This window comes from Jiangella muralis (assembly GCF_001270745.1).
In the GTDB taxonomy this organism is placed as follows: Bacteria; Actinomycetota; Actinomycetes; order Jiangellales; family Jiangellaceae; genus Jiangella; species Jiangella muralis.
Map to the genome: position 1 here is coordinate 314,877 of NZ_LFXL01000010.1, position 22,346 is coordinate 337,222.

Below are 22,346 nucleotides of genomic sequence, written 5' to 3' on the forward strand. Positions count from 1 at the left end.
GGCCGGGCAGCCCAGGCCGGCGGGACGGTCAGCGAGTGAGGCGGGCGTGCAGGGCGACAGCGGAGCCGTCCGTGAGCGAGGCGACCTGGTCGAGGATCACGCGCAGCCGGGCCGCGTCGTCGGGGGCGGCGGCCCAGGACTCCTGGAAGGCCGGCTCCAGCGACTCCGGCGCCCGCAGCCGCAGCGCCGACACCAGCTCCTCGATCAGCTCGCGCTGGCGGGCGTAGATCGGCGCGCGGTCCGACGCCGTCATCACGTAGACGGCGGCCAGGCCCTTGAGCACGGCCACCTCGGCGCGCGTGTGCCGCGGTACCACGAGGTCGGCGGCGTACCGAGTGAGCCGCCCGCCGCCGTAGACCGCGTGCGTGGCCCGCTCGGCATCGTCGCAGAAACGGCCGATGAGCTGGCTGGTCATGTCCTTCAACGCGGCCTGCGAGCGGAGCCGCCCGTCGTAGGAACCGACCCAGTAGGGCAGCGCGCGCAGCCGGTCCAGCGCCTCGGCGATCTCGTCGGCCGCCGCGTCGGGGAGGTACCACTCCCGGGTCAGCGCGGCGACCCGCGCGCGCTCCGACCCGTCGTCCAGCCACGACCCGGGCTGCAGCCAGCCACCGACAATGGCGTCCTCGACGTCGTGGACGCAGTAGGCGACGTCGTCGGAGAAGTCCATGACCTGCGCTTCGAGGCAGCGGCGGTCGCCGGCGGCGCCGTCGCGCAGCCAGCCGAACACCTCGGCGTCGTCGTCGTAGACGCCGAACTTGCGGCCGTCGCGCTCGCCGCGCCGCCACGGGTACTTCGTCGACGCGTCGAGGCTGGCGCGGGTGAGGTTGAGCCCGGCGGACCGGCCGTCGGGGTGAGCGGCCTTCGCTTCCAGGCGGGTGAGCAGCCGCAACGTCTGCGCGTTGCCCTCGAACCCGCCGATGCCGGCCGCGATCTCGTCCAGCACCTGCTCACCGTTGTGCCCGAACGGCGGGTGCCCGATGTCGTGCGCGAGGCAGGCGGCGTCGACGACGTCGGGATCGCAGCCCAGCTCCTTGCCGAGCTCGCGGCCGACCTGCGCCACCTCGAGCGAGTGGGTGAGCCGGTTGCGGACGAAGTCATCGCTGCCGGGCGCTACCACCTGCGTCTTGGCCGCCAGCCGCCGCAGCGACGCCGAGTGCACGACGCGGGCGCGGTCGCGCTCGAACGCCGTGCGGACCGCCCGCTTCGGTGGCTCGGCCGCCCACCGCTCGCGATCCGCGTCGTCGTAGCCGCTCATCACTGCCAGAGGTTACGCGGCCCGCGACCCTGGCGCGTTCGGTACCCTGGCGCCACCGTCACCGGGGGGAGTGGCCGCATGAGCGTCCCGTCCAGTTTCGCCGTCGTCGGCGGCGGCATCGTCGGCTCGGCCGTCGCCCGTGCGCTGGCCCGGTCGTCCGACGCCGCCACCGTCACCGTGCTGGAGAAGGAGGCCGAGCCGGCCCGCCACCAGACCCGGCGCAACAGCGGCGTCGTGCACGCCGGCATCTACTACGCGCCCGGCTCGGCGAAGGCCCGGTTCTCCCGCCGCGGCGTGGGGCTGCTGCGCGACTACTGCGCGGCGCGGGGCCTGACCTACGACGAGTGCGGCAAGGTGATCGTCGCGCTGGACGAGTCGCAGCGGGTCCGCCTCGACGACCTGCGCGACCGGGCCGTCGCCAACGGCGTCCCCGGCGTGCGGATGCTCGACGCCGGCGGGCTGGCCGAGCTGGAACCGCACGTGCGCGGTGTCGCCGGCCTGCACTCTCCCACGACGGCGATCGTCGACTTCGCCGCGGTGGCCGCCGCGTTGCTGGCCGACGCCGCCGATGCGGGCGCGACGGTGCGGACCGGGTTCGAGGTGACGCGCTTCCACCAGTCCGACGACGAGGTGCGGGTGACGGCCGCGTCCGGCGAGACGCTCGCCTTCGACCGCGTCGTCGTGTGCGCCGGGCTGCAGTCCGACCGGCTGGCCCGCATGGCCGGCGACGACCCGTATCCGCGCATCGTCCCGTTCCGCGGCGAGTTCGCGCTGCTGCGCCCGGAGCGGCGGCACCTGGTCAACGGCCTGGTCTACCCGGTGCCGGACCCGCGCTACCCGTTCCTCGGCGTGCACCTGACGAAGCGGGTCGACGGCGAGGTGATGGTCGGCCCGAACGCCGTCCTCGCGCTCGCCCGCGAGGGCTACCGCAAGCGCGACGTCGACCCGGCCGAGCTGATCCGGCTGGCCCGGTGGGACGGCTTCCGGCGGTTCGCGTGGGCCAACCGGCGCACGGCGGTGCACGAGCTGTACGGGTCGATGAGCCGGCGCCGGTTCGCGGCGGCCGCCCGGCGGTACCTGCCCACGCTGACGGCCGCGGACCTCGTGCCCGCGCCGTCCGGCATCCGGGCGCAGGCCATGGACGCCGACGGCACGCTGGTCGACGACTTCCGGTCCAGCCGCCGCGGGAACGTGCTGTGCATCCGCAACGCACCGTCGCCGGCCGCGACTGCCTGTCTGGCCATCGCCGACGACGTGGCGAGCGAGCTGCTGGCCGGCTGACCGCGACGGGCGACGCGGGGCCCGGCCGGGAACGGGTCAGGCGCCCGGCCCCTGGGGGACCGAGCGCCTGACCGGACGAGCGGGTGTTACGGCTTCACGAACCGGTGCCGCAGCGCGAGCAGACCGGCGAACACCAGAACGCCGGCGACCGCGAGCAGCACGGCGGGCGAGCTACCGGTGTCGGGCAGCTCACCGTTCGGGGTCTCCGACGGCGTCGAGGTCGGGCTCAGCGTCGGCGACTCCGACGGGGACGCGCTGGGCGACTCCGACGGCGTCCCGCTGGGCGACTCCGAGGGCGACTCCGACGGCGACTCACTCGGGGTCTCCGACGGCGACTCACTCGGGGTCTCCGACGGAGTCTCACTGGGGGTCTCCGACGGAGTCGGCGTGGGGGTCCCGGTGGAGGTCTCCTGGTAGCCACAGACGAACCAGTGGCTGATGGCCGGGATGTTGCCGCTCTGCTCCAGCGGCGGCGAGTGCAGCCCGGTCCACGGCTCCTCGAGATACAGCGTGTAGGCCGGTCCGCCCTTCACCACGACGGCGGTGATGACGTAGGAATCGTCCAGCAGGGTGACGTCCAGGTACTGGTTGTCGTCACCGTGGACGTCGCCGCTGACGATCTCGTTGGCGGCGTCCTCGCCCGGGTCGGCGTGGATGAGCGTCTCACCCAGGTCCTCGGTGGTGACGCCCTGAATGTCGGCGAGGAACTCGTCGTCCTCACAGTTCTGGGCGTTGCCGGAGAAGTAGTAGCCGTGATCCGCGGGCTGCTCGGCCGCTGCCGGGACGGCAACTCCGACCGCGATCGCCGCGCAGGCTGCGGCGATGAAAGTGATGCGACGCACGATATGCCCCTCGAATGAAGTGTTCACTGCATGACACAGGCCGCTGCGGAGGCAGACGGAACATATCTGACGCCAGGCCACCCGAGCAACAGGGTGCGCACAGACACGCCGGGCGCGCGACCGTGAGGTCGCACGCCCGGCGGCGTCAGTGATCGTTACTGCTTGACGAAGCGCTGCCGCATCGCCAGCAGACCGGCGACGACCAGCGCACCGGCTAGCGCCAGCAGCAGGGCCGGCGAACCACCGGTGTCGGGCAGGTCCTCACCCGGGGTCTCGGACGGCGACTCGCTCGGGGTCTCCGACGGCGACTCGCTCGGGGTCTCCGACGGCGACTCGCTCGGGGTCTCCGACGGCGACTCACTGGGGGTCTCCGACGGCGACTCGCTCGGCGTCTCCGAGGGAGTCTCCGACGGGGTCTCGCTCGGCGTCTCCGACGGCGTCGGCGTGGGCGTCTCGGTCGGCTGTTCGTTGAAGTGGACCTTGCAGATCGTGTAGTTGCTGATCTGCGCGGGGTTGCCTGACGCGTTCTCCGGCGCGTGCAGGTGGGTGAGGTCCGGGCCGAGGTAGACCGCGGTCTGCGGACCACCCTTGACCAGGACGGCGAGGTCGATGCCGCTGTTCTCACCCTCGGGGGTGAGGACGACGTCGAGCCACTGGTTGTCGTCGGACAGGGTCACGGTGAACCAGCCGTGCTCGATGATGTCCGGCACATCGGCACTCTCCTCCCAGATGACGTCGCCGTCGACGATGCCCTCACAGGACTTGACGTTTCCGTCGAGGATCTGGTCGGGCTCGTTGTGGTCGGCGGCGGCGGGAAGGGTGCCGAGCAGTGCGGCACCGACGGTTACGGCAGGCAAAACGGCAGCAAGGTACGCAAGACGGCGCATGGTGCCCCTCAAGTATTAAAACCCTCTAATTCGACACAATCGGTCGGAGGGTATCTGATCCGACCACTTCGTCGCAATGTGCCCCGCGTGTCCGCTTCAGCGGCTGTCGCTGCCCTCCGTGACCAGGGCGGCACGACCCGCTTCGAGCCTCGCCACGGGCACCCGGAACGGGGAGCAGGACACGTAGTCGAGCTTGATCGACTCGAAGAAGTGGATGGAGTCGGGGTCGCCGCCGTGTTCGCCGCACACGCCGAGCTCCAGGTCCTCCCGGGTCTCCTTGCCCTCCCAGGCGGCGATCGACACCAGGCGGCCCACGCCGTCGGCGTCGATCGACTCGAACGGGCTCACGCCGAAGATGCCGCGCTCGAGGTAGGCGGGGAAGAACGTGGCCTCGACGTCGTCGCGGGAGAAGCCCCAGGTGGTCTGGGTGAGGTCGTTGGTGCCGAAGGAGAAGAACTCGGCCGCCTCGGCGATGGCGTGCGCCGTCATCGCCGCGCGCGGCAGTTCGATCATCGTCCCGATCGGGAACCGCAGGCCGGTCCCGGTCTCGGCGGCGACCTCGGCCACCGTCGCCTCGGCCATGTCGCGGATCGCCTCCAGCTCCTGGACGGCGGCGACCAGCGGCACCATGATCTGCGGCCGCGGGTCCAGCCCGCGCGCCCGCAGCGACGCGGCGGCCTCGGCGATGGCCCGCACCTGCAGCTCGAACAGCCCCGGCACGACCAGCCCGAGCCGCACGCCGCGCATGCCGAGCATCGGGTTCGTCTCGTGCAGCCGCTGCACCTCGGCGAGCAGCGCAGCCGCCTCAGCATCGGGCGCACCGGTCGCCTCGGCCACGGCGACCCGCACGGAGAGGTCGGTGAGGTCGGGCAGGAACTCGTGCAGCGGCGGGTCCAGCAGCCGGATCGTCACCGGCAAGCCATCCATCGCCTCCAGGATCTCGGTGAAGTCGGCGCGTTGCAGCGGCCGCAGCTCGTCCAGCCCGGCCTCGCGCTGCTCGGCCGTGCGGGCGAGGATGACGTGCTCGACGATCTTGCGGCGCGCGCCGAGGAACATGTGCTCCGTCCGGCACAGCCCGATCCCGGCGGCGCCCAGGTCGCGGGCCCGGCGGGCGTCCTCGCCGGTGTCGGCGTTGGCGCGCACCTCCATCCGGCGGCGGTCGTCGGCGTGACGCATGAGCCGCAGGACGGCGGCGACGACCTCCTGGCGGACGGAGTCCCCGCCGGTGGACGGCGCCGCATCGCCGTAGAGCGCGTCGACGACGGCCGACGGCACCACCGGGACAGTGCCGAGGAACACCTCGCCGGTGCCGCCGTCGATGGAGATGACGTCGCCCTCGACGACGCGGGCGCCGTCGGGCGTGGTGAACTCGCGCGCCCGCGGGTCGACCCGCAGCGCGTCGACGCCGACGACGCAGGTGCGGCCCATGCCGCGGGCGACGACGGCCGCGTGCGACGTCTTGCCGCCGCGCGAGGTGACGATGCCGCGCGAGGCGACCATGCCGCGCAGGTCGTCGGGGTTGGTCTCACGCCGGACGAGGATGACGTCGTCGCCGCGCTGGGCCCACTCGACCGCCGTCGCGGAGTCGAACGCGGCCTTCCCGACGGCGGCGCCCGGACTGGCCGCCATGCCACGCGCGATGGCCGTCCGCTCGGCCGCGGGGTCGAACTGCGGGAACATCAGCTGCGCCAGCTGCGCGCCGGTGACCCGCGAGAGCGCCTCGTCCTCGTCGATCAGGCCCTCGTCGACCAGCTGGCCGGCGATCCGGAACGCCGCGGCCGCCGTCCGCTTGCCGACCCGGGTCTGCAGCATCCACAGCTTGCCGCGCTCGATGGTGAACTCGATGTCGCAGAGGTCGCGGTAGTGCTTCTCCAGCGTCTCCATGATGTCGAGCAGCTGGTCGTACGAGGTCTTGTCCAGCCGCTCCAGCTCGGCCAGCGCCAGCGTGTTGCGGATGCCGGCGACGACGTCCTCGCCCTGCGCGTTGGGCAGGTAGTCGCCGTAGACGCCCTGCTCGCCGGTGGCGGGGTCGCGGGTGAACGCGACGCCGGTGCCGGAGCCGGCCCCGAGGTTCCCGAACACCATCGCGACGATGTTGACGGCGGTGCCGAGGTCGTCGGGGATGCGCTCCTGACGGCGGTAGATGCTGGCCCGGTCGGTGTTCCACGACTCGAAGACGGCGCGGACGGCGAGGTCCAGCTGGGCGCGCGGGTCCTGCGGGAACTCCGTCCCGGCCGCGTCGCGCACGATCTCCTTGAACTCGGCGACGAGACCGCGCAGGTCGTCGACGGAGAGGTCGACGTCGGACTCGACGCCGCGGTCCTTCTTGCGCGTCTCCAGCGCATGGTCGAAGCGCTCGCCGTCGACGCCGAGCACGGTCTTGCCGAACATCTGGACGAGGCGGCGGTAGGAGTCCCAGGCGAACCGCTCGTCGCCGGCGACCGCCGCCAGCCCGGACACCGAGATGTCGGTGAGGCCGACGTTGAGGACGGTGTCCATCATGCCGGGCATCGAGAACTTGGCCCCGGAACGCACCGACACCAGCAGCGGGTCGGTCGCGTCGCCGAGCCGCTTGCCCATCCGCGACTCCAGGCCGGCCAGGTACCGGTCGACCTCGTCGGCGAGGCCGTCGGGCTCGCGTCCGGTCGCCAGGTACGTGCGGCATGCCTCGGTGCTGATGGTGAAGCCCGGTGGGACGGGTAGTCCCAGCGAGGTCATCTCGGCGAGGTTGGCACCCTTGCCGCCGAGCAGGTCGCGTTGGTCTCTGCTGCCCTCGGTGAAGTCGAAAACGTACTGCACAGGCCGGCCCTCCGTGTCGCGTACGGCATCCACATGCGAAGTTGCGCGGAGCCTAACGACGCGTGTCGAGCGGCCGCTTGGACCACTTCCGGACCAATCGAACGGAACGCGAGTGTGCCCGCGACCCGTACCTCCGTGACCGCGTCCGACCCCACAGCCATGGTGGATGGCGCGTGACGCACGGCACACGTACTGGTACGTACCTCTCCCTACCAGTGGGCGGTGGGTCAGCCGGGCGCTGACGACCCGCCGGGGAGGTCTTCGCCGATGGTGTCGCTGAGCTGGTCGACGTTGAAGACGAGCCAGACGAAGATGCCGGCCGCGAGTGCGGACACGATGATCGTGCCGAGCGAGAACTTCGAGTGCACGGCCCGGTAGATGACGAAGACGATGGCCACGGTGACGGCGACCGTGCGCAGCACCGCCTGCAGGTCGACGGCGGTCGTCGAGGCCCAGTCGAGGATCCCTGCCTGCATGCCTTCGAGGATACGGACGAACCCGCTCCCCCGCCGCCCCTCGCCCAATTCGCGGGACGGCGCGAGGAGGCGAGGGGCGGCGGGCCGGAAGGTCAGCGGAAGTTGGTGAACTCCTCCATCGCGATGACCGGCTTCACCCGCGACTGGAACAGCGGTGTGACGAAGGCGTCGCGCAGCAGGTCGTCGGCCAGGGCGTTGCCGATCGCGCCCATGATCATGCCCTGGTCGAGCGACAGGAAGTACTCGTCGACGGTGCCGCTGCCGACGTTGACGGCGTCGCGGAAGCCCCAGTCGGAGTAGATGTCGAAGTCGCGCTCCAGGTTGGCGAGGTTCTCCATCGTCTCCTCGGGGGCGTAGCGCAGCGCCAGGAAGGACGCGTGCGGCGTGACGACGCCGTTGGTGTAGTCCTCCGGCCCGGGCAGCGGCTGGGCCGGCTTGTCGCAGCCCTCCCAGCCGTAGTCCACCAGGGTGGCGTCGTTGTTGGACGGGTAGCCGTTCGGGTCCATCCCGATCGCCTCGACGCCGTAGACGTTGTAGCCGCCCTTGGTGTTGTTCGACGGCGAGAAGCCCCAGTAGCCGTACTGCGCCTCGTCCAGGCCGTGCTCGATGTGCGCCTGGACGTAGTTCGGGTGGTTCACCGCCCAGCTGCGCCGACCCCAGCTCTCCTCGGGCACGAACAGCGTCGGCATCAGCGCCTCGAACATGCTGCCGCCCCAGGCCGGGACGATCTCCATGCCGCGGTACCGGTAGGCGCCCTCCCAGACGTCCTGGCCCAGGTAGCTGCGGTGTTCGCCGACGGACTGCTGCTCGGTCCAGTCCCAGTCGCAGGTGTTCGGGAAGCTGCGCCAGGTGCCGAAGTAGGCCTTGCGCGGGATCTCGCCCTTCGCGATGCCGATGTAGCTGGCGATCCGGCTCTCGCTGACGAGGGTGTCGTAGCAGCACGGCGCGGCGCCGGTGCTGGGCGCGTAGTGGAACAGGATGCGGTTGACCTCGGGCCGGTAGTAGAACCCGAAGTCCATGCTGTCGAACAGCTCGCCGGCCGGTTCCGCCAGCTCCGGGACGGCCTCGCGGACGACCTGCAGGCCGGTCGCCAGCCAGCCGTTGTCGACCGACGAGTAGTGCGGGACGACCGTGCTGCCGTCGTCCGGCCAGACGGTGATGACCTCGCCGGTGTGGTGGTCGTACCAGTTGAAGAACTGGCCGCTCCCCTGGTCCCGTTCCAGCCCGGCGAGCGTCTCGAGCGTGACGGACAGCCGGTCGACCAGCTCGTCTCGGTCGATGATGTCCAGTTCCTCGGCGACGACGGCGCTCCACATGTAGGCGCCGATGTTCGTCGTCGACGTCTGGACGCTGGTCGTGCCGTCGGCCTTCAGCTTGTCCGCGGGCATCCCGCTGGCCTCGTCCGTCATCGCGACGAACGACGCCCAGGTGCCCTCGGCGTAGCGCTGCAGGGTGGCGCGGTCGGCCCGCGACAGGCCGTCGTCCGGCCGGTCCGCGACGCCGGCCGCCGGCGCGGGCGGCGCGGCCTGGGTGGGCAGCGCCAGGCCGGCCACCAGCACCGTCGCGGCGGTCGCGGCGACCGCCTTCATCCTCGGTCGTACCTGCATGGATGGTCCTTTCCGGGGTTGTCGGACGGGGTCAGCTGCGGGCGGCGGCGTCGACGATGGCGGCGCGCTCGGGACGGGTCAGCACGCCGTCGTGCACGAGGTGCTGGGTCACGCTGCGGACGTGCATGAGGAACCGGCCCTCGTTCGGCCACTCCTTCTCGTCCTCGATGAGGTCCTCGACGGTGCACCCGTCGGCGCGCTCGTAGTTGGTCACGCCGGAGTCGACGTCGCGGAGGACGACCGTCGGGCTCTCGTCGGAGTCGGGGCATGCGTCCGGCGGCTCGGACTCCAGCACGTGGAAGTAGTCGAACCCGACGGTGGTGGCCTGCGTCTGTTCCTGGCCGAACGCGTACAGCCCGACGTCGGCCGTGGCCAGCTGGTCGTTCTCGATGACGCCGACCTGCTCGAAGGTGACGCCGTCGGCGCTGTAGTACCCGGTGTACGTCGAGCCGGACTTCTCCAGCCGCAGCCACCACGTCGTCACGCCGTCGGGCAGGGTGACCTCGGGGAACGCGGGCTGGAAGATGTCGCCGATCTCGTGCCGCATCTCGATCTTGCGCTCGCACGGCTGCCCGACCGGCGAGGTGCCGACGTAGTCGAGCTTGAGGAAGGTCTGGTCGCTCTCGTAGACCAGCAGGCCGCCCTGCTGCCAGCGTTCGCAGACGTCGCCGGACACCCGGGTCTCGACCACCCAGTCGCCCTCGGGCATGGACTGCAGCATCAGGTTCGGCGCGTTGTTGTGCTGGTCGAACAGGTTGGTCGGGGTGGTGTCGATCTTCAGCTGGCCGCCCTCGACGCGGAACCGGTTGAGGTCCGGCCGGACCACCTGGTCCCAGCGGCAGCCGTCCAGCCGGTCGCCGTCGAACTCGTCGTCCGGCGCCGGGTCGCTGCCCGGGTCGGCGCACTCGATCGGCGGCGACGCCTGCGGCACGGCCTCGACGCGGACGGAGTCGTGCGCCGCCGATCCCGCGGCGTCGGTGACGGTCACCGTCGGCCGGTAGACGCCGGACAGTTCGTACGTGTGCGTGACCTGCGCACCCGTGGCCGTCGTGCCGTCGCCGAGGTCCCAGGTGTAGGTGAGGTCCTGGCCCTCCGGGTCGCCGGCCTCGACGCTCAGCGTCACCTCGTACGGCAGCTCACCGGACGGCGGCGTCGCCTCGACCGACCAGATCTCCGGCCGCGCGTCGACGGACACGCCCTTGCCGCGGAACTTCAGGTAGTTGAGGTTGAACAGGCCGGTCGACCCGGGCTCGTGGCGGAACACGAAGAACAGTTCGTGGGTGCCGCCGGGATCCTCGACCGGGACGGTGACGTCGGTCCACGACTGCCAGCCGCCGGTGGGCGGGATGTGGCCGCTGTCGCCGACCAGCGGGCCGTCGGGCGCGCCGGAGCGGATCTCGATGCGTCCGCCGCTGCCGCCGGACGCGATCCGGTAGGTGATCGCGTCGATGCCGGCGAGGTTCATCGGGTCGTACGAGATGTAGTCGCCGTCGTCGATGAAGCCGATGTTCTGCCGGCCGCCGCGCGGGTCGCTGGTGGCCTCCAGCTGGATGCCGCTCATCGTCTGGAAGTGCTCGGCCTCCTTCAGCTTCGGCTGCAGGACGTGCAGGTCGCGGCCGGTCAGCGCGCCCACGCCGGCGCCGCCCTGGTCGGTGTAGCGGGCCTCGAGCACCCAGAACAGGTCCTCACCGGCCGGGTGACCGGAGTCGGTGCTGGTGGCGACGGTGCCCTCGCAGCCGGGCAGCACCTCGACGGGGTGCGCGTGGCCGGCGTGCCCGAAGAGCACCTGCAGGTCGACGCCGTCGCACGCGATGCTGCCGTCGCCGGTCGCGCCGTCCTCGGCGTCGGTGACGTCGATGCCGTAGGCGATGTCGTCGCCGAAGTCGAAGAAGCCGCCCTCGACCGGCGGGTCGAGCGTCACCTCCGGCGCGGTGTTGCCGGCGGTGATCTGGACGGTCTGCGAGCGGGTCGCGCCGTCCTCCGCCGTCACCGTCAGCCGGGCGGAGTACTGCCCGGCGACGGTGTACGTGTGCGCCGGGTTCGGGTCGGTCGACTCCGCCCCGTCGCCGAACGCCCAGTGGTACGTGACCGGCAGGCCGCTCGGGTGGCCGGAGCCGTCGCTGCTGAACTGGACGGCCAGCGGCAGCGCGCCGGACGTCGGGTCGGCGGCCGCCTGCGCGACCGGCCGGGTGCCCTCGCCGGTGTACTCGATGCGGTAGATGCCGGAGTCGGCGTTGTTGCCGCCGAACCCCGTCCCCCACTCGATCAGGTACAGCGCGCCGTCCGGCCCGAACGTCATGTCCATCGGGCGCAGGAAGTCCATGCTGGTGAGCAGCGGATTCACGTCGTGGACGGCGTCGCCGTCGAGGCGGAACTCCCAGACGTCGTTGTCGAACGGCCGCAGGTAGCCGTCCTCGGTGTTCGTCCACTCGTAGAACAGCGCGGCGCCGTCGTAGTAGGCCGGCCACTTGACGTCGGACTCCAGCGCCTCGTCGTAGCGGTAGACCGGGCCGGCCATCGCGCCGCCGCCGGTCCCCATCTCGGGCGTGTTGGTGCCGGTCTCGGAGCGGCCGTAGTAGACGTCGGGCGCCGTGACCGGCGGGAGCTGGGTCAGGCCGGTGTTGTTCGGCGAGTCGTTGACCGGGTTCGCGCAGTCGAACGCCGGGCCGGCGGTCTGGCTCGCGAAGTCCCAGTCGCGGAACGGGCCGGCGCCGTGGCAGTACGGCCAGCCGTAGTTGCCGGCGGCGGTGATGCGGTTCCACTCGACCTGGCCCTCGGTGCCCCGGTCCGGGTTCGCCTGCGGGGCGTCCGGGCCGTAGTCGCCGACCAGCAGCGCCCCGGTCTCGCCGTCGACCTCGATGCGGAACGGGTTGCGGAAGCCCATCGCGTAGATCTCGGGCCGGGTCTGCGCCGTGCCGGACGGGAACAGGTTGCCGTCGGGGACGGTGAACGTGCCGTCGGGCTCAGGGTGGATGCGCAGCACCTTGCCGCGCAGGTCGTTGGTGTTCCCGGAGCTGCGCTGGGCGTCGAACGAGGCGCGGCCGGACCGCTCGTCGATCGGCGCGTACCCGTCGGACTCGAACGGGTTGGTGTCGTCGCCGGTGGCGAGGTAGAGGTTCCCGGCGACGTCGAAGCTCAGGCTGCCACCGGCGTGGCCGGACACCGCGCGGTCGACCGGGACCTCCAGCAGTTGCACCTCGCTGGCGAGATCGAGCATGGTGCCGGTCAGTGTGAACCGCGACAGCCGCTGCTCGGCCTCCGTGCCGTCCGGCGAGTAGTAGAGGTAGATCCAGCCGTTCTCGACGAAGCCGGGGTCGAGCGCGATGCCGAGCAGGCCGTCCTCGCGCTGCGTGTACACGTCCAGCGTGCCGATGACGGTGGTCTGGCTGCTGGCGGGGTCGATCATGCGGACCTCGCCGGCCCGCTCGACGTAGAACACCCGCCCGTCCGCGGCGACGTCCAGCTCCATCGGGTTCGCGGTGCCGGTGTCGAGCGGGACCTTGTCGAACGTGTCCCAGACGGTGCCGCCGCAGTCGGCCGCCGTCGCTCCGGCCGCGGTCTCGATGCCGCCGAGCAGGTGCTGCAGGAACTCCGGCTCGGAGTAGCTCTCCGTGGTGTGGCCGCCGGCGGTATACCAGGACCGGCCGCCGTCGTAGGTCTGGCACCAGGCGATCGGGTGGTCCAGGCCCATCGGGTTCGCCTCGGGGTCGTACGTGCTCTCGTCCAGGCTGGCCAGCACGTGCACGCTGCCGCGCGGGTTGGTGCGGAAGCTGTACCACTCGTCGAAGCGCTGCCAGTCGGCCGGGAGATGCTGGGTCGACGGGTGCGTGCGGTCGGCGACCTTCACGGTGGCGTCCTGGTTGCGCGGGTGCCCCTGGAAGTAGGCGCCGACCAGCTCGCCGTACCACGGCCAGTCGTACTCGGTGTCGGACGCGGCGTGCACGCCCGCGTACCCGCCGCCGGCCTGGATGTACCGCTCGAACGCCGCCTGCTGCTCGTCGTTCAGGACGTCGCCGGTCGTCGACAGCCACACGACCGCGTCGTACTGCGCCAGGTTCTCGTCGGTGAACGCGGCGGCGTCCTCGGTGGCCGTGACGGTGAACTCGTGCTCGGCGGCCAGCTGCTGGATCGCGGCGATGCCGGCCGGGATGGAGTCGTGCCGGAACGCGGCGGTCTTGGAGAAGACCAGGATCGAGTAGCCGCCGTGGCCCGGGTGGGCGGCGGCCGTCTGGACTCCGGCCGCCGCCAGCAGGCCCGCGATCAGGGCGACGACGGCGACGAGCACGGCCGATCTGCGTCGGCGGCGCGGTCCGGGCTGAGCCATGAGCGGTTCCTCTCCATAGAGTCCCCCTGTGCCACTACCCCCGTGCCATGCCCGGCCCAGCGTCGAATTCGTGTGCCCGCCAGCCGAATGTAACCGGTATCAGTAACCGGTTACGGAGAGAGATTTCCGTACCAAATGTCCGGTGTCAAGAGGTTGGCCGGCTGACGGCGCGTTCGCCGCCGCGGTCCATGATCATCCGCGTTTCGTGGCGTGATAGCAGCACAAAAGGTTGATGATCATGGCGACCGGGGCAGCGGTCAACCGCCGGAGATGTCGAGCTCGGCGTCGGCGAGATCGCCGGTGACGCCGTCGGGGTCGTCGAGCCAGCCGGCCGGCAGCGCGACCTTGCGCGGGCTGCCCTGCCGCCCGCGCGGCTGGCCCAGCTCGGCCTCCGGGTACGGCTGGGACGGGTCCAGCTCGGCCAGCAGCGCGTCGAGGTCGGCCAGCGTCGACACCATGCCCAACGACGCGCGCACCTGCTGACCGGCGACGAAGCCCTTGAGGTACCAGGCCATGTGCTTGCGCATGTCGCGCAGGCCGCGGTCCTCGCCCATGAGCTCGGCCAGCAGTTCGGCGTGCCGGCGCATCATCGCGGTCACCTCACCCAGCGTCGGCAGGGCGGGCACCGGCGCACCCGACAATGCCGCGGCGAGGTCGCGGAACAGCCACGGCCGGCCGAGGCAGCCGCGGCCGACGACGACGCCGTCGGCGCCGGTGGCGTCGAGCATGCGGACGGCGTCGGCGGCCTCCCAGATGTCGCCGTTGCCGAGCACCGGAATGCCGACGTGCTCCTTGAGCGAAGCGATGGACGACCAGTCCGCCGTCCCGGAGTAGTGCTGGACGGCGGTGCGCCCGTGCAGCGCGATGGCGGCCGCGCCCGCGTCCTCGGCGATGCGGCCGGCGTCGAGGTAGGTGAGGTGGTCGTCGTCGATGCCCTTGCGCGTCTTCATGGTGACGGGGATGCCGTACGGCGCCGCGGCGGCGACGGCGGAGCGCAGGATCGCCTCGAGCAGCCCGCGCTTGTACGGCAGCGCCGCCCCGCCGCCCTTGCGCGTCACCTTGGGCACCGGGCAGCCGAAGTTGAGGTCGACGTGGGCGACGCCGAAGTCGCCGGCCAGCACCTTCACGGCCTCGCCGACGTAGTACGGGTCGACGCCGTAGAGCTGCACCGAGCGGACGTCCTCGACGTCGGCGAAGACCAGCATGTTCAGCGTCTTCTCGTCGCGTTCGACGACGCCGCGGGAGGTGATCATCTCGCACACGTACAGCCCGGCGCCCTGCTCGGCGCAGAGCCGGCGGAACGCGGCGTTCGTGACGCCGGCCATCGGCGCGAGCACGACCGGCGGGCCGACCCGCAGCGATCCCAGCCGCAGCGGGGCGACGGACGGCACGGTGGTCAGCACGTGGGCAGCCGTTCCCCGAGATACGCCTCGACGCGGTCGATGCCGATGCGCTCCTGGTGCATGGTGTCGCGGTCGCGGACGGTGACCTCGTCGTCGTCGAGGGTGGCGAAGTCGACGGTGACGCAGAACGGGGTGCCGATCTCGTCCTGACGGCGGTAGCGGCGGCCGATGGCGCCGGCGTCGTCGAACTCGACGTTCCACCGCGCGCGCAGCCCGGTGGCGAGGTCGCGCGCCTTCGGCGACAGGTCGGCGTTGCGCGACAGCGGCAGCACGGCCACCTTCACCGGGGCCAGCCGTGGGTCGAGGCGCAGCACGTGCCGGGTGTCGACGCCGCCCTTGGCGTTGGGCGCCTCGTCGACGTCGTAGGCATCGAGCAGGAACGCGAGCACCGAGCGGGTCAGCCCGGCGGCCGGCTCGATGACGTACGGCGTCCAGCGCTCGCCCTTCTCCTGGTCGAAGAAGCTGAGGTCCTGGCCGGAGTGCTTCGCGTGCGTGGTGAGGTCGAAGTCGGTGCGGTTGGCGACGCCCTCGAGCTCGGCGAACTCCGTTGCGCCGAAGCCGAAGCGGTACTCGATGTCGACCGTCCGCTTCGAGTAGTGCGAGAGCTTCTCCTTCGGGTGCTCGTACCGGCGCAGGTTGTCCTCGGACAGCCCCAGCCCGACATACCAGTCCCACCGCTCCTGCAGCCAGTACTCGTGCCACTGCTCGTCGGTGCCCGGCGCGACGAAGAACTCCATCTCCATCTGCTCGAACTCGCGCGTGCGGAAGATGAAGTTGCCCGGGGTGATCTCGTTGCGGAACGACTTGCCCACCTGCGCGATGCCGAACGGCGGCTTCTTGCGCGAGGAGTTCATGACGTTGACGACGTTGGCGAAGATGCCCTGCGCGGTCTCGGGCCGCAGGTAGTGCAGCCCCTCGTCGGACTCGACGGGGCCGAGGAAGGTCTTGAGCAGGCCGTTGAACATGCGCGGCTCGGTCCAGGAGTCCTTCGCGCCGCAGGTGGGGCACGGCACCTCGGCCAGCCCGCCGCTGACCGGCAGGCCGGTGCGGGCGGCGTGCTCTTCCTCCAACTGGTCGGCGCGGTGGCGGCGGTGGCAGGACTGGCACTCGACCAGCGGGTCGACGAACTCCTCGACGTGCCCGGACGCGACCCACACCTCGCGCGGCAGGATGACCGCGGAGTCGAGGCCGACGACGTCGTCGCGCTGCTGCACCATGGAACGCCACCACTGGCGGCGTACGTTCTCTTTCAGCTCCACGCCGAGCGGCCCGTAGTCCCAGGCCGAGCGCGTACCGCCGTAGATCTCACCCGTCGGGAAGACGAAACCACGGCGCTTGGCGAGGGAGACGATGGCGTCGACGGGCGCGGGCACGGTGGTCACTCCAATCGGGGTCTCGGCGTCCAGGTCAAGCTTCGAGGGTAGACGACACCGGCTTGCGGCGTCGGCCAGCCGGGCGGGCCGATCTTCCCCGGACCGCCAGGACCGCCAACGCCGTCGTGACCGGCACCGCCGCGATGATGCCCAGGCCGCCGACCAGCGCGCGGACGATCTCCTGCGCGACCGCCTCCGTCGTGATGACGTCGGTCACACCCTGGCCCGCGACGCTGAACAGCATCAGCAGCGGCAGCGCGGCGCCGACGTAGGCCAGGACCAGCGTGTTCACCGTGGCGGCCACGTGCTCGCGGCCGATCCGCAGCCCGGCGGCCAGCAGCGACCGCCGCGACGACGACGGGTCGGCGGTGGACAGCTCCCACACCGCCGCGCTCTGCGTGACGGTGACGTCGTCGAGCACGCCGAGCGCGCCGATGACCAGCCCCGCCAGCAGCAGGCCGCGCAGGTCGATGTCGGCGTTGACGGTGCCGAGGTACGACGACGCCTCGCCGGCCAGCCCGGTGAAGCTCGCCAGCGACGTGAACAGCGAGCCGAGCACCCCGGTGAGCGCGAGGCTGACCAGCGTGCCGATCAGCGCGACGGACGTGCGGATGGACACCCCGTGCGCGAGGTACAGCGTCACGATCATGATCAGCGACGCTCCGACGACGGCCACCGGCAGCGGCGACTCCCCCGTCAGCAGCGCCGGCAGCACGAACACCAGCAGCACGACCATCGAGACGCCCAGCCCGCCGAGCGCCGCCAGCCCCTTCCAGCCGGACAGCACCACGACGGCGACGGCGAACAGTCCGGCCAGCCAGAGCAGCGGCACGTCGCGCTGGAAGTCGAGCACCTCGTAGCGGGTCTCCAGCGGCGCGTCGGGCAACGCGCTGAGCACGACCGCGTCGCCGTCGTGGAACTCCGGCGCGCCGACGCCGAACGGCAGCGGCACCACCGTCTCGGCGCCCTCGTCCGGCCCGGCGTCGACCCGGACCCGCGCCTGCAGGCACTCGGCGGCGGTGTCCTCGCCGTCCGGCGTCGGCGGGGTGTCGACGACGTCCTCGCACGGCTCGACCGACAGGATCGTGCCGTCGGTGCGGACGCCGGCCTGGATGCTGGGCGGCTCGCCGTCGGGCCAGAGCACGATCAGCCCGGCGATGGTGGCCAGGACCAGCGGGATCAGCACGGCCAGCACGAGCCGGCGCACGTGCGGCCCGGCCGGCGGCGCGGGCTCGGAACCGTGCAGGTGGACGGCGCTCACGCTTGCTGACCGCGGTCGAAGTCCGTGCGGACGACGGGTGCCGCGGCCTGGCCGAGCCCCACCTCGTCGGCGTCGGACGCCCGCACGCTGGCGCCGGAGCTCTCCACCGTCGCGACGATCTCGAACGCCGTGGGCTCGTCGATCGCCAGCGACAGCAGCGGCACCGCCTCGAGCTTGACCTCGTACGACGACAGCGCGCGGCGGTACGAGCCGACGTTCTCCCACTCGCTGCTGACCACCCACAGCTCGGGGTCGTCGGCGGCGCGGCCGACGTGGCCGCCGCGCCAGCCGGGCCGGGTCGCGAGCACCTCGAGCGCGCGCCGGGCGCGGTCGCGGAACGGCACCGCGTCCGCGGGTGGGACCCGGTAGCGGGTGACGACGAGCATCGTGATCCTTTCGAGGCCAGGGCCAGCTGAGGCGGAGCCTCGACTCTGTCGGAGCCATGCAGCAGTATGTCGACCAACCACCGTACGATGCTGCGACCGAGTAGGTCGACACACCCGAAGGATCTCCAGTGCCGCAGAACCGCCAGCCACGCCGCAACCCGAACCGCCGGCCCGCCGCGCCGGGCGCCGGGTCGCGCGCGCCGCGGTCCGGCGGCAGCCGCCGCCCCGCCCCGGCCGGCCCGCCGCCCAAGTCGAGCGCGCGGGCCCGCATCGAGGCGGTCAGCTTTCCCATCCTGGTCAAGCTCACGGCCGCACCCAAGTGGCTGCTCGGCATCGTCACGGCGGCCGTCCTGCTCGGCGGTCTGCTGGCGCCGTCGCCCGTCGGGCCGGCGCTGCTCGGGCTCGTGGTGCTGTTCCTGGTGTGGCTGCTGGTGCTGGCGTGGCCGCGCCTTTCCGTTGGGCAGCGGCTGAGCAGGGGGTTCATCGTGGTGGCGCTCGGCGGCCTGGTCATCGCCCGGGCCGGCGGCTGGCTGGCCTGACCAACGCGCCGACACCGACGCCCCCGCGCGCTGCGTTCCTGCCCGTCGTTCCTCACGCCATCCGATTGGTATCGGTCTGCGTAAGTTAGGTTAGGCTATTCTCGCCTCCGCTTCGCCGGACCGCACCCATCGAGGACGCCATGACCCGCCGCCGCTCCCGCACCGCGCTCACCGCCGGCCTCGTCGCCGTCATGCTCGGCCTCACCGCCTGCTCTGACGACGGGGCCGAGCCCGACGCCGTCGCCGGCGCCTCCGACGACGCCCTGGTCGTCTACAACGCCCAGCACGAGCAGCTCACCCAGGAGTGGGCCGACGCGTTCACCGAGGAGACCGGCATCGAGGTCGTCCTGCGCAACGGGTCCGACGCCGAGCTGGGCAACCAGCTGGTCCAGGAGGGCGACCAGTCGCGGGCGGACGTGTTCCTCACCGAGAACTCCCCCGCGATCTCGCTGGTCGAGAACGCCGGCCTGCTGGCACCCGTCGACCAGACCACGCTGGACCAGGTGCCCGCGCAGTACCGGCCGTCGTCGGGGCAGTGGACCGGCATCGCGGCCCGCTCGACCGTCTTCGTCTACGACCCGGACGAGCTGACCGAGGCCGAGCTGCCCGCGTCGATCATGGACCTCGCCGACCCCGCGTGGAAGGGCCGCTGGGGCGCGGCGCCGGGCGGGGCGGACTTCCAGGCGATCGTCTCGGCGATCCTCGAACTGGAAGGCGCCGACGCGACCACCGCCTGGCTGGACGGGATGAAGGACAACGCCACCGTCTACCAGAACAACATCGCGACGATGAAGGCCGTCAACGCCGGCGAGATCCCGGGCGGCGTCATCTACCACTACTACTGGTACCGCGACCAGGACGGCACCAAGGAGAACAGCGGCAACACCCAGCTGCACTACTTCCGTAACCAGGACCCGGGCGCGTTCGTCAGCGTCTCCGGCGGCGGCGTGCTCGCCTCCAGCGAGAACCAGGACGACGCGCAGACCTTCCTGGCGTTCCTCACCGGCAGTACCGGCCAGGACATCCTCGGCACCGGCTACAGCATGGAGTACCCGGTGGCCACGGGCGCCCCTGCGAACCCGGCGCTGCCGCCGCTGGACACCCTGCAGGCGCCGCAGGTCGACCCGTCGACGCTCAACAGCGTCGAGGTCACCGATCTGATGACGGACGCGGGGCTGCTCTAGGGAGAGCGCCGTGACCGTCACCTCCGTCCAGACACCGCGTCGCGCGGGCCGCGGGTCCCGCCCGCCGGCCGCGCTGGTCGTCGTCGCCGCGGCGCTGGCGGCCGTCCTGCTGGTGCCGCTCGGCTACGTCGTGTCCGTCGTCCTCGACGTCGGCTGGGACGCGCTGGAGCCGCTGATCTTCCGGCCGCGGGTGGGCGAGCTGCTGGTCAACACCGTCGCGCTGGTGCTGCTCGGGGTGCCGCTGACGGTGCTGCTGGGCGTCGGCGGGGCGTGGCTGGTGGAGCGGACGACGCTGCCGGCGCGGCGCTTCTGGGCGGTCGTGCTGGTGGCGCCGCTGGCGATCCCGGCGTTCGTGAGCAGCTACGGGTGGGCCAGCGCGGTGCCGTCGATCCACGGGCTCAGCGGCGGGCTGCTGGTGTCGGTGCTGGCGTACTACCCGCTGGTGTACCTGCCGGCGATGGCGGCGATCCGCGGGCTGGACCCGGCGCTGGAGGAGTCGGCGCGCTCGCTCGGGCTGGGCTCGTGGGCGGTGTTCGGGCGGGTCGTGCTGCCGCAGCTGCGGCTGGCGATCCTGGGCGGCGGGCTGATCGTCGCGCTGCACCTGCTGGCGGAGTACGGGGCGTTCGCGTTCATCCGGTTCGACACGTTCACCACGGCGATCGTCGTGCAGTACCAGTCGACGTTCGCCGGTCCGGCGGCCGGCGCCCTGGGCGTCGTGCTGTCGGTACTGTGCCTGACGCTGCTGGTCGCGGAGGCGGGCGCGCGCGGCCGGGCCCGGTACGCGCGGGTCGGGTCGGGCGCGGCACGGGCGGCGGTGCCGCAGCGGCTGGGCGCCTTCACGCCGCTGGCGCTGCTCGGGCTCGCCGCCCTGGGCGTCGCCGCCGTCGCCGTCCCGCTCGCGAGCGTGGTGCGGTGGCTAGCCCGCGGCGACGGCTGGGCGCAGCCGGAGCTGCCGTCGGCGCTGACGCAGACCGTGCTGCTGGCCGGCGGCGGCGCGCTGGCGGCCGTGCTGGTGGCGCTGCCGCTGGCCTGGCTGACGGCGCGGCACCCCGGTCCGCTGGCCCGGCTGTTCGAAGGCACGTCGTACGTCGCCGCGAGCCTGCCCGCGATCATCGTCGCGCTGGCCCTGGTGACGGTGACGCTTCGGGTGCTGCCAGGGCTCTACCAGACCGCATTCACCGTCGTGCTCGCGTACGTCATGATCTTCCTGCCGCGGGCGCTGGTGCCGCTGCGGTCCGGGATCGCGCAGGCGCCGGTCGCGCTGGAGGAGATGGCCCGCTCGCTCGGGAACCCGCCGCTGGTCGCGCGGCTGCGGGTCACGCTGCCGCTGCTGGTGCCGTCGCTGGCCGCCGGTGCGGCGCTGGTCGGGCTCGGCGCCGCCAACGAGCTGACGGCGACGCTGCTGCTCGCGCCGACCGGCACCCGGACGCTGGCGACCCAGTTCTGGTCGCAGGCGTCGGCGATCGACTACCCGGCGGCCGCCCCGTACGCCGTCCTGCTGATCCTGCTGTCGGTGCCCGCGGTGGCGCTGATGTTCGTCCAGTCCCGGAGGTGGGGTGCCCGATGACCACACTGTCGCTGACCGGCGTCGCCAAGTCGTTCGGCCGGGTCGAGGTGCTGCGGGACGTGTCGCTGACGGTGCCCGCCGGCACCCGCACCGCCGTCGTCGGCGCGTCCGGGAGCGGGAAGAGCACGCTGCTGCGGCTGATCGCCGGCTTCGAACGCGCCGACTCCGGGTCGATCGGTCTCGGCGGGACGGTGCTGGCGGCGCCCGGCCGCTTCGTCGCCGCCCACCGCCGCGGCATCGGCTACGTCGCCCAGGACGGCGCGCTGTTCCCGCACCTCACCGTCGAGCAGAACGTCCGGTTCGGGCTGCCCCGGCGCCGCCGCGACCCCGTCCGCGTCCGGGAGGTCATGGAGCTGGCGTCGCTGGACCCCGAGCTGGCCGGGCGGTATCCGCACCAGCTGTCCGGCGGGCAGCAGCAGCGGGTCGCGCTGGCCCGCGCCCTCGCTCCACGCCCCGCCGTCGTCCTCCTCGACGAGCCGTTCAGCGCCCTCGACACCGGCCTGCGCGATCAGACCCGGCAGGCCGTCATCGACGCGCTCGAGGCCAGCGGCGTCACCACCGTCCTCGTCACCCACGACCACGACGAGGCGCTCTCGTTCGGGCGGCAGATCGCGGTCATCTCCGCGGGGCGGCTGGTGCAGTCCGGCGCACCGGCCGCGGTGTTCGACAACCCCGTCAGCACCGAGATCGCCGCCTTCCTCGGCGCGGCGATCGTGCTGCCCGCCTCCCCCACCTCCGACGGCGTCGACTGCGCCCTCGGCCGGGTCGCCGTCCGGCACGACCGCACCGGCGGCTCGGAGGCCGGCGCCCGGGTGCTGCTGCGGCCGGCGCAACTCGGGCTCAGCCCCGCCAACGGCACCCACAACGCCGTCATCGAGGACGTCCGCCCGCGGGGGTCGCACGCGGAGCTGCTGCTGCGGACCGCGGGGGCGGCGCCGGCGCTGATCCCGCTGCGGGTGCCGGCGCACGAGGGCTCCGGCTACCACGCCGGCATGACCGTCTCGGTCACCGTCACCGGCGGCGGGGTGCTCTACCCGGCAGACTGACGATGTGAGCGCCGGTCACACCGCGATGCTCGAGGACCTTGGCACGGCTGATCGCCGCCCGGAATCGGACATATCCGGCGCTTGGGCGACGGCCAGCCTTGCCAAGGCGCGTGCCG

General features: G+C 72.2%; 15 protein-coding genes and 1 pseudogene. 5 read left to right on the forward strand and 11 right to left on the reverse strand.

Annotated elements, in window-relative coordinates:
• Positions 1-28 precede the first annotated feature (28 nt).
• Complete coding sequence (locus ACW62_RS19460; RefSeq protein ID WP_053205918.1) at positions 29-1,255, reverse strand: deoxyguanosinetriphosphate triphosphohydrolase; 1,227 nt, start codon at positions 1,253-1,255, stop codon at positions 29-31.
• Between the two features lie 78 nt (positions 1,256-1,333).
• Between ACW62_RS19460 and lhgO the strand changes: the two genes are divergently transcribed.
• Positions 1,334-2,536, forward strand: coding sequence for an L-2-hydroxyglutarate oxidase (lhgO, locus tag ACW62_RS19465; protein WP_053205758.1), 1,203 nt, complete (start codon positions 1,334-1,336; stop codon positions 2,534-2,536).
• Between the two features lie 86 nt (positions 2,537-2,622).
• Here the strand turns inward: lhgO and ACW62_RS19470 are convergent, their stop codons facing one another.
• The 10 genes and pseudogenes from ACW62_RS19470 to ACW62_RS19515 form a co-directional block, all read right to left on the reverse strand.
• Positions 2,623-3,378 carry an LPXTG cell wall anchor domain-containing protein gene (locus tag ACW62_RS19470; RefSeq protein ID WP_053205759.1) on the reverse strand — a complete coding sequence of 252 codons (756 nt, stop codon included), beginning with the start codon at positions 3,376-3,378 and terminating at the stop codon, positions 2,623-2,625.
• Between the two features lie 155 nt (positions 3,379-3,533).
• On the reverse strand, positions 3,534-4,235 hold the full coding sequence (locus ACW62_RS35340; protein ID WP_053205760.1) for an LPXTG cell wall anchor domain-containing protein: 702 nt from the start codon (positions 4,233-4,235) through the stop codon (positions 3,534-3,536).
• A gap of 126 nt (positions 4,236-4,361) precedes the next feature.
• Positions 4,362-7,064 (reverse strand): pyruvate, phosphate dikinase, encoded by a 2,703-nt coding sequence (ppdK, locus tag ACW62_RS19480; RefSeq protein ID WP_053205761.1) that lies wholly within the window; start codon positions 7,062-7,064, stop codon positions 4,362-4,364.
• A gap of 227 nt (positions 7,065-7,291) precedes the next feature.
• A complete protein-coding gene (locus tag ACW62_RS19485; protein ID WP_053205762.1) occupies positions 7,292-7,540 on the reverse strand; it encodes a hypothetical protein in 249 nt (82 codons plus the stop codon).
• A 92-nt stretch (positions 7,541-7,632) separates the two neighbouring features.
• Positions 7,633-9,147 (reverse strand): glucoamylase family protein, encoded by a 1,515-nt coding sequence (locus tag ACW62_RS19490; protein WP_053205763.1) that lies wholly within the window; start codon positions 9,145-9,147, stop codon positions 7,633-7,635.
• Between the two features lie 31 nt (positions 9,148-9,178).
• Positions 9,179-13,471, reverse strand: coding sequence for a ThuA domain-containing protein (locus ACW62_RS19495; RefSeq protein WP_083459941.1), 4,293 nt, complete (start codon positions 13,469-13,471; stop codon positions 9,179-9,181).
• Between the two features lie 257 nt (positions 13,472-13,728).
• Positions 13,729-14,874 (reverse strand): tRNA dihydrouridine synthase DusB, encoded by a 1,146-nt coding sequence (gene dusB, locus ACW62_RS19500; protein ID WP_205629472.1) that lies wholly within the window; start codon positions 14,872-14,874, stop codon positions 13,729-13,731.
• Positions 14,868-16,247 carry a glycine--tRNA ligase gene (locus tag ACW62_RS19505; protein WP_053205920.1) on the reverse strand — a complete coding sequence of 460 codons (1,380 nt, stop codon included), beginning with the start codon at positions 16,245-16,247 and terminating at the stop codon, positions 14,868-14,870. The genes dusB and ACW62_RS19505 overlap by 7 nt, the downstream gene beginning before the upstream one ends.
• 34 nt (positions 16,248-16,281) lie before the next feature.
• Positions 16,282-17,508 (reverse strand): YibE/F family protein, encoded by a 1,227-nt coding sequence (locus tag ACW62_RS19510; RefSeq protein ID WP_053205765.1) that lies wholly within the window; start codon positions 17,506-17,508, stop codon positions 16,282-16,284.
• 113 nt (positions 17,509-17,621) lie between these two features.
• A pseudogene (locus tag ACW62_RS19515) lies at positions 17,622-17,894 on the reverse strand (antibiotic biosynthesis monooxygenase family protein); the annotation flags it as partial.
• A 128-nt stretch (positions 17,895-18,022) separates the two neighbouring features.
• Between ACW62_RS19515 and ACW62_RS19520 the strand changes: the two are divergent.
• The 4 genes from ACW62_RS19520 (at position 18,023) to ACW62_RS19535 (ending at position 22,230) form a co-directional block, all read left to right on the forward strand.
• Positions 18,023-18,433, forward strand: a complete 411-nt coding sequence (locus tag ACW62_RS19520; RefSeq protein ID WP_053205766.1) for a DUF6703 family protein — start codon at positions 18,023-18,025, stop codon at positions 18,431-18,433.
• 140 nt (positions 18,434-18,573) lie between these two features.
• Positions 18,574-19,617, forward strand: a complete 1,044-nt coding sequence (locus ACW62_RS19525) for an iron ABC transporter substrate-binding protein (RefSeq protein WP_053205767.1) — start codon at positions 18,574-18,576, stop codon at positions 19,615-19,617.
• A 10-nt stretch (positions 19,618-19,627) separates the two neighbouring features.
• Positions 19,628-21,184 carry an ABC transporter permease gene (locus tag ACW62_RS19530; protein WP_053205768.1) on the forward strand — a complete coding sequence of 519 codons (1,557 nt, stop codon included), beginning with the start codon at positions 19,628-19,630 and terminating at the stop codon, positions 21,182-21,184.
• Positions 21,181-22,230, forward strand: coding sequence for an ABC transporter ATP-binding protein (locus ACW62_RS19535; protein WP_053205769.1), 1,050 nt, complete (start codon positions 21,181-21,183; stop codon positions 22,228-22,230). The genes ACW62_RS19530 and ACW62_RS19535 overlap by 4 nt, the downstream gene beginning before the upstream one ends.
• Positions 22,231-22,346: the final 116 nt, after the last annotated feature.

What these genes read in the sequence shown, in the direction of transcription:
- ACW62_RS19460 (WP_053205918.1), bottom strand. Translation starts at nt 1,255, where the DNA reads ATGAGCGGCTACGACGACGCGGATCGCGAGCGGTGGGCGGCCGAGCCA.
- lhgO (WP_053205758.1), top strand. Translation starts at nt 1,334, where the DNA reads ATGAGCGTCCCGTCCAGTTTCGCCGTCGTCGGCGGCGGCATCGTCGGC.
- ACW62_RS19485 (WP_053205762.1), bottom strand. Translation starts at nt 7,540, where the DNA reads ATGCAGGCAGGGATCCTCGACTGGGCCTCGACGACCGCCGTCGACCTG.
- ACW62_RS19490 (WP_053205763.1), bottom strand. Translation starts at nt 9,147, where the DNA reads ATGCAGGTACGACCGAGGATGAAGGCGGTCGCCGCGACCGCCGCGACG.
- ACW62_RS19495 (WP_083459941.1), bottom strand. Translation starts at nt 13,471, where the DNA reads ATGGCTCAGCCCGGACCGCGCCGCCGACGCAGATCGGCCGTGCTCGTC.
- ACW62_RS19525 (WP_053205767.1), top strand. Translation starts at nt 18,574, where the DNA reads ATGACCCGCCGCCGCTCCCGCACCGCGCTCACCGCCGGCCTCGTCGCC.
- ACW62_RS19535 (WP_053205769.1), top strand. Translation starts at nt 21,181, where the DNA reads ATGACCACACTGTCGCTGACCGGCGTCGCCAAGTCGTTCGGCCGGGTC.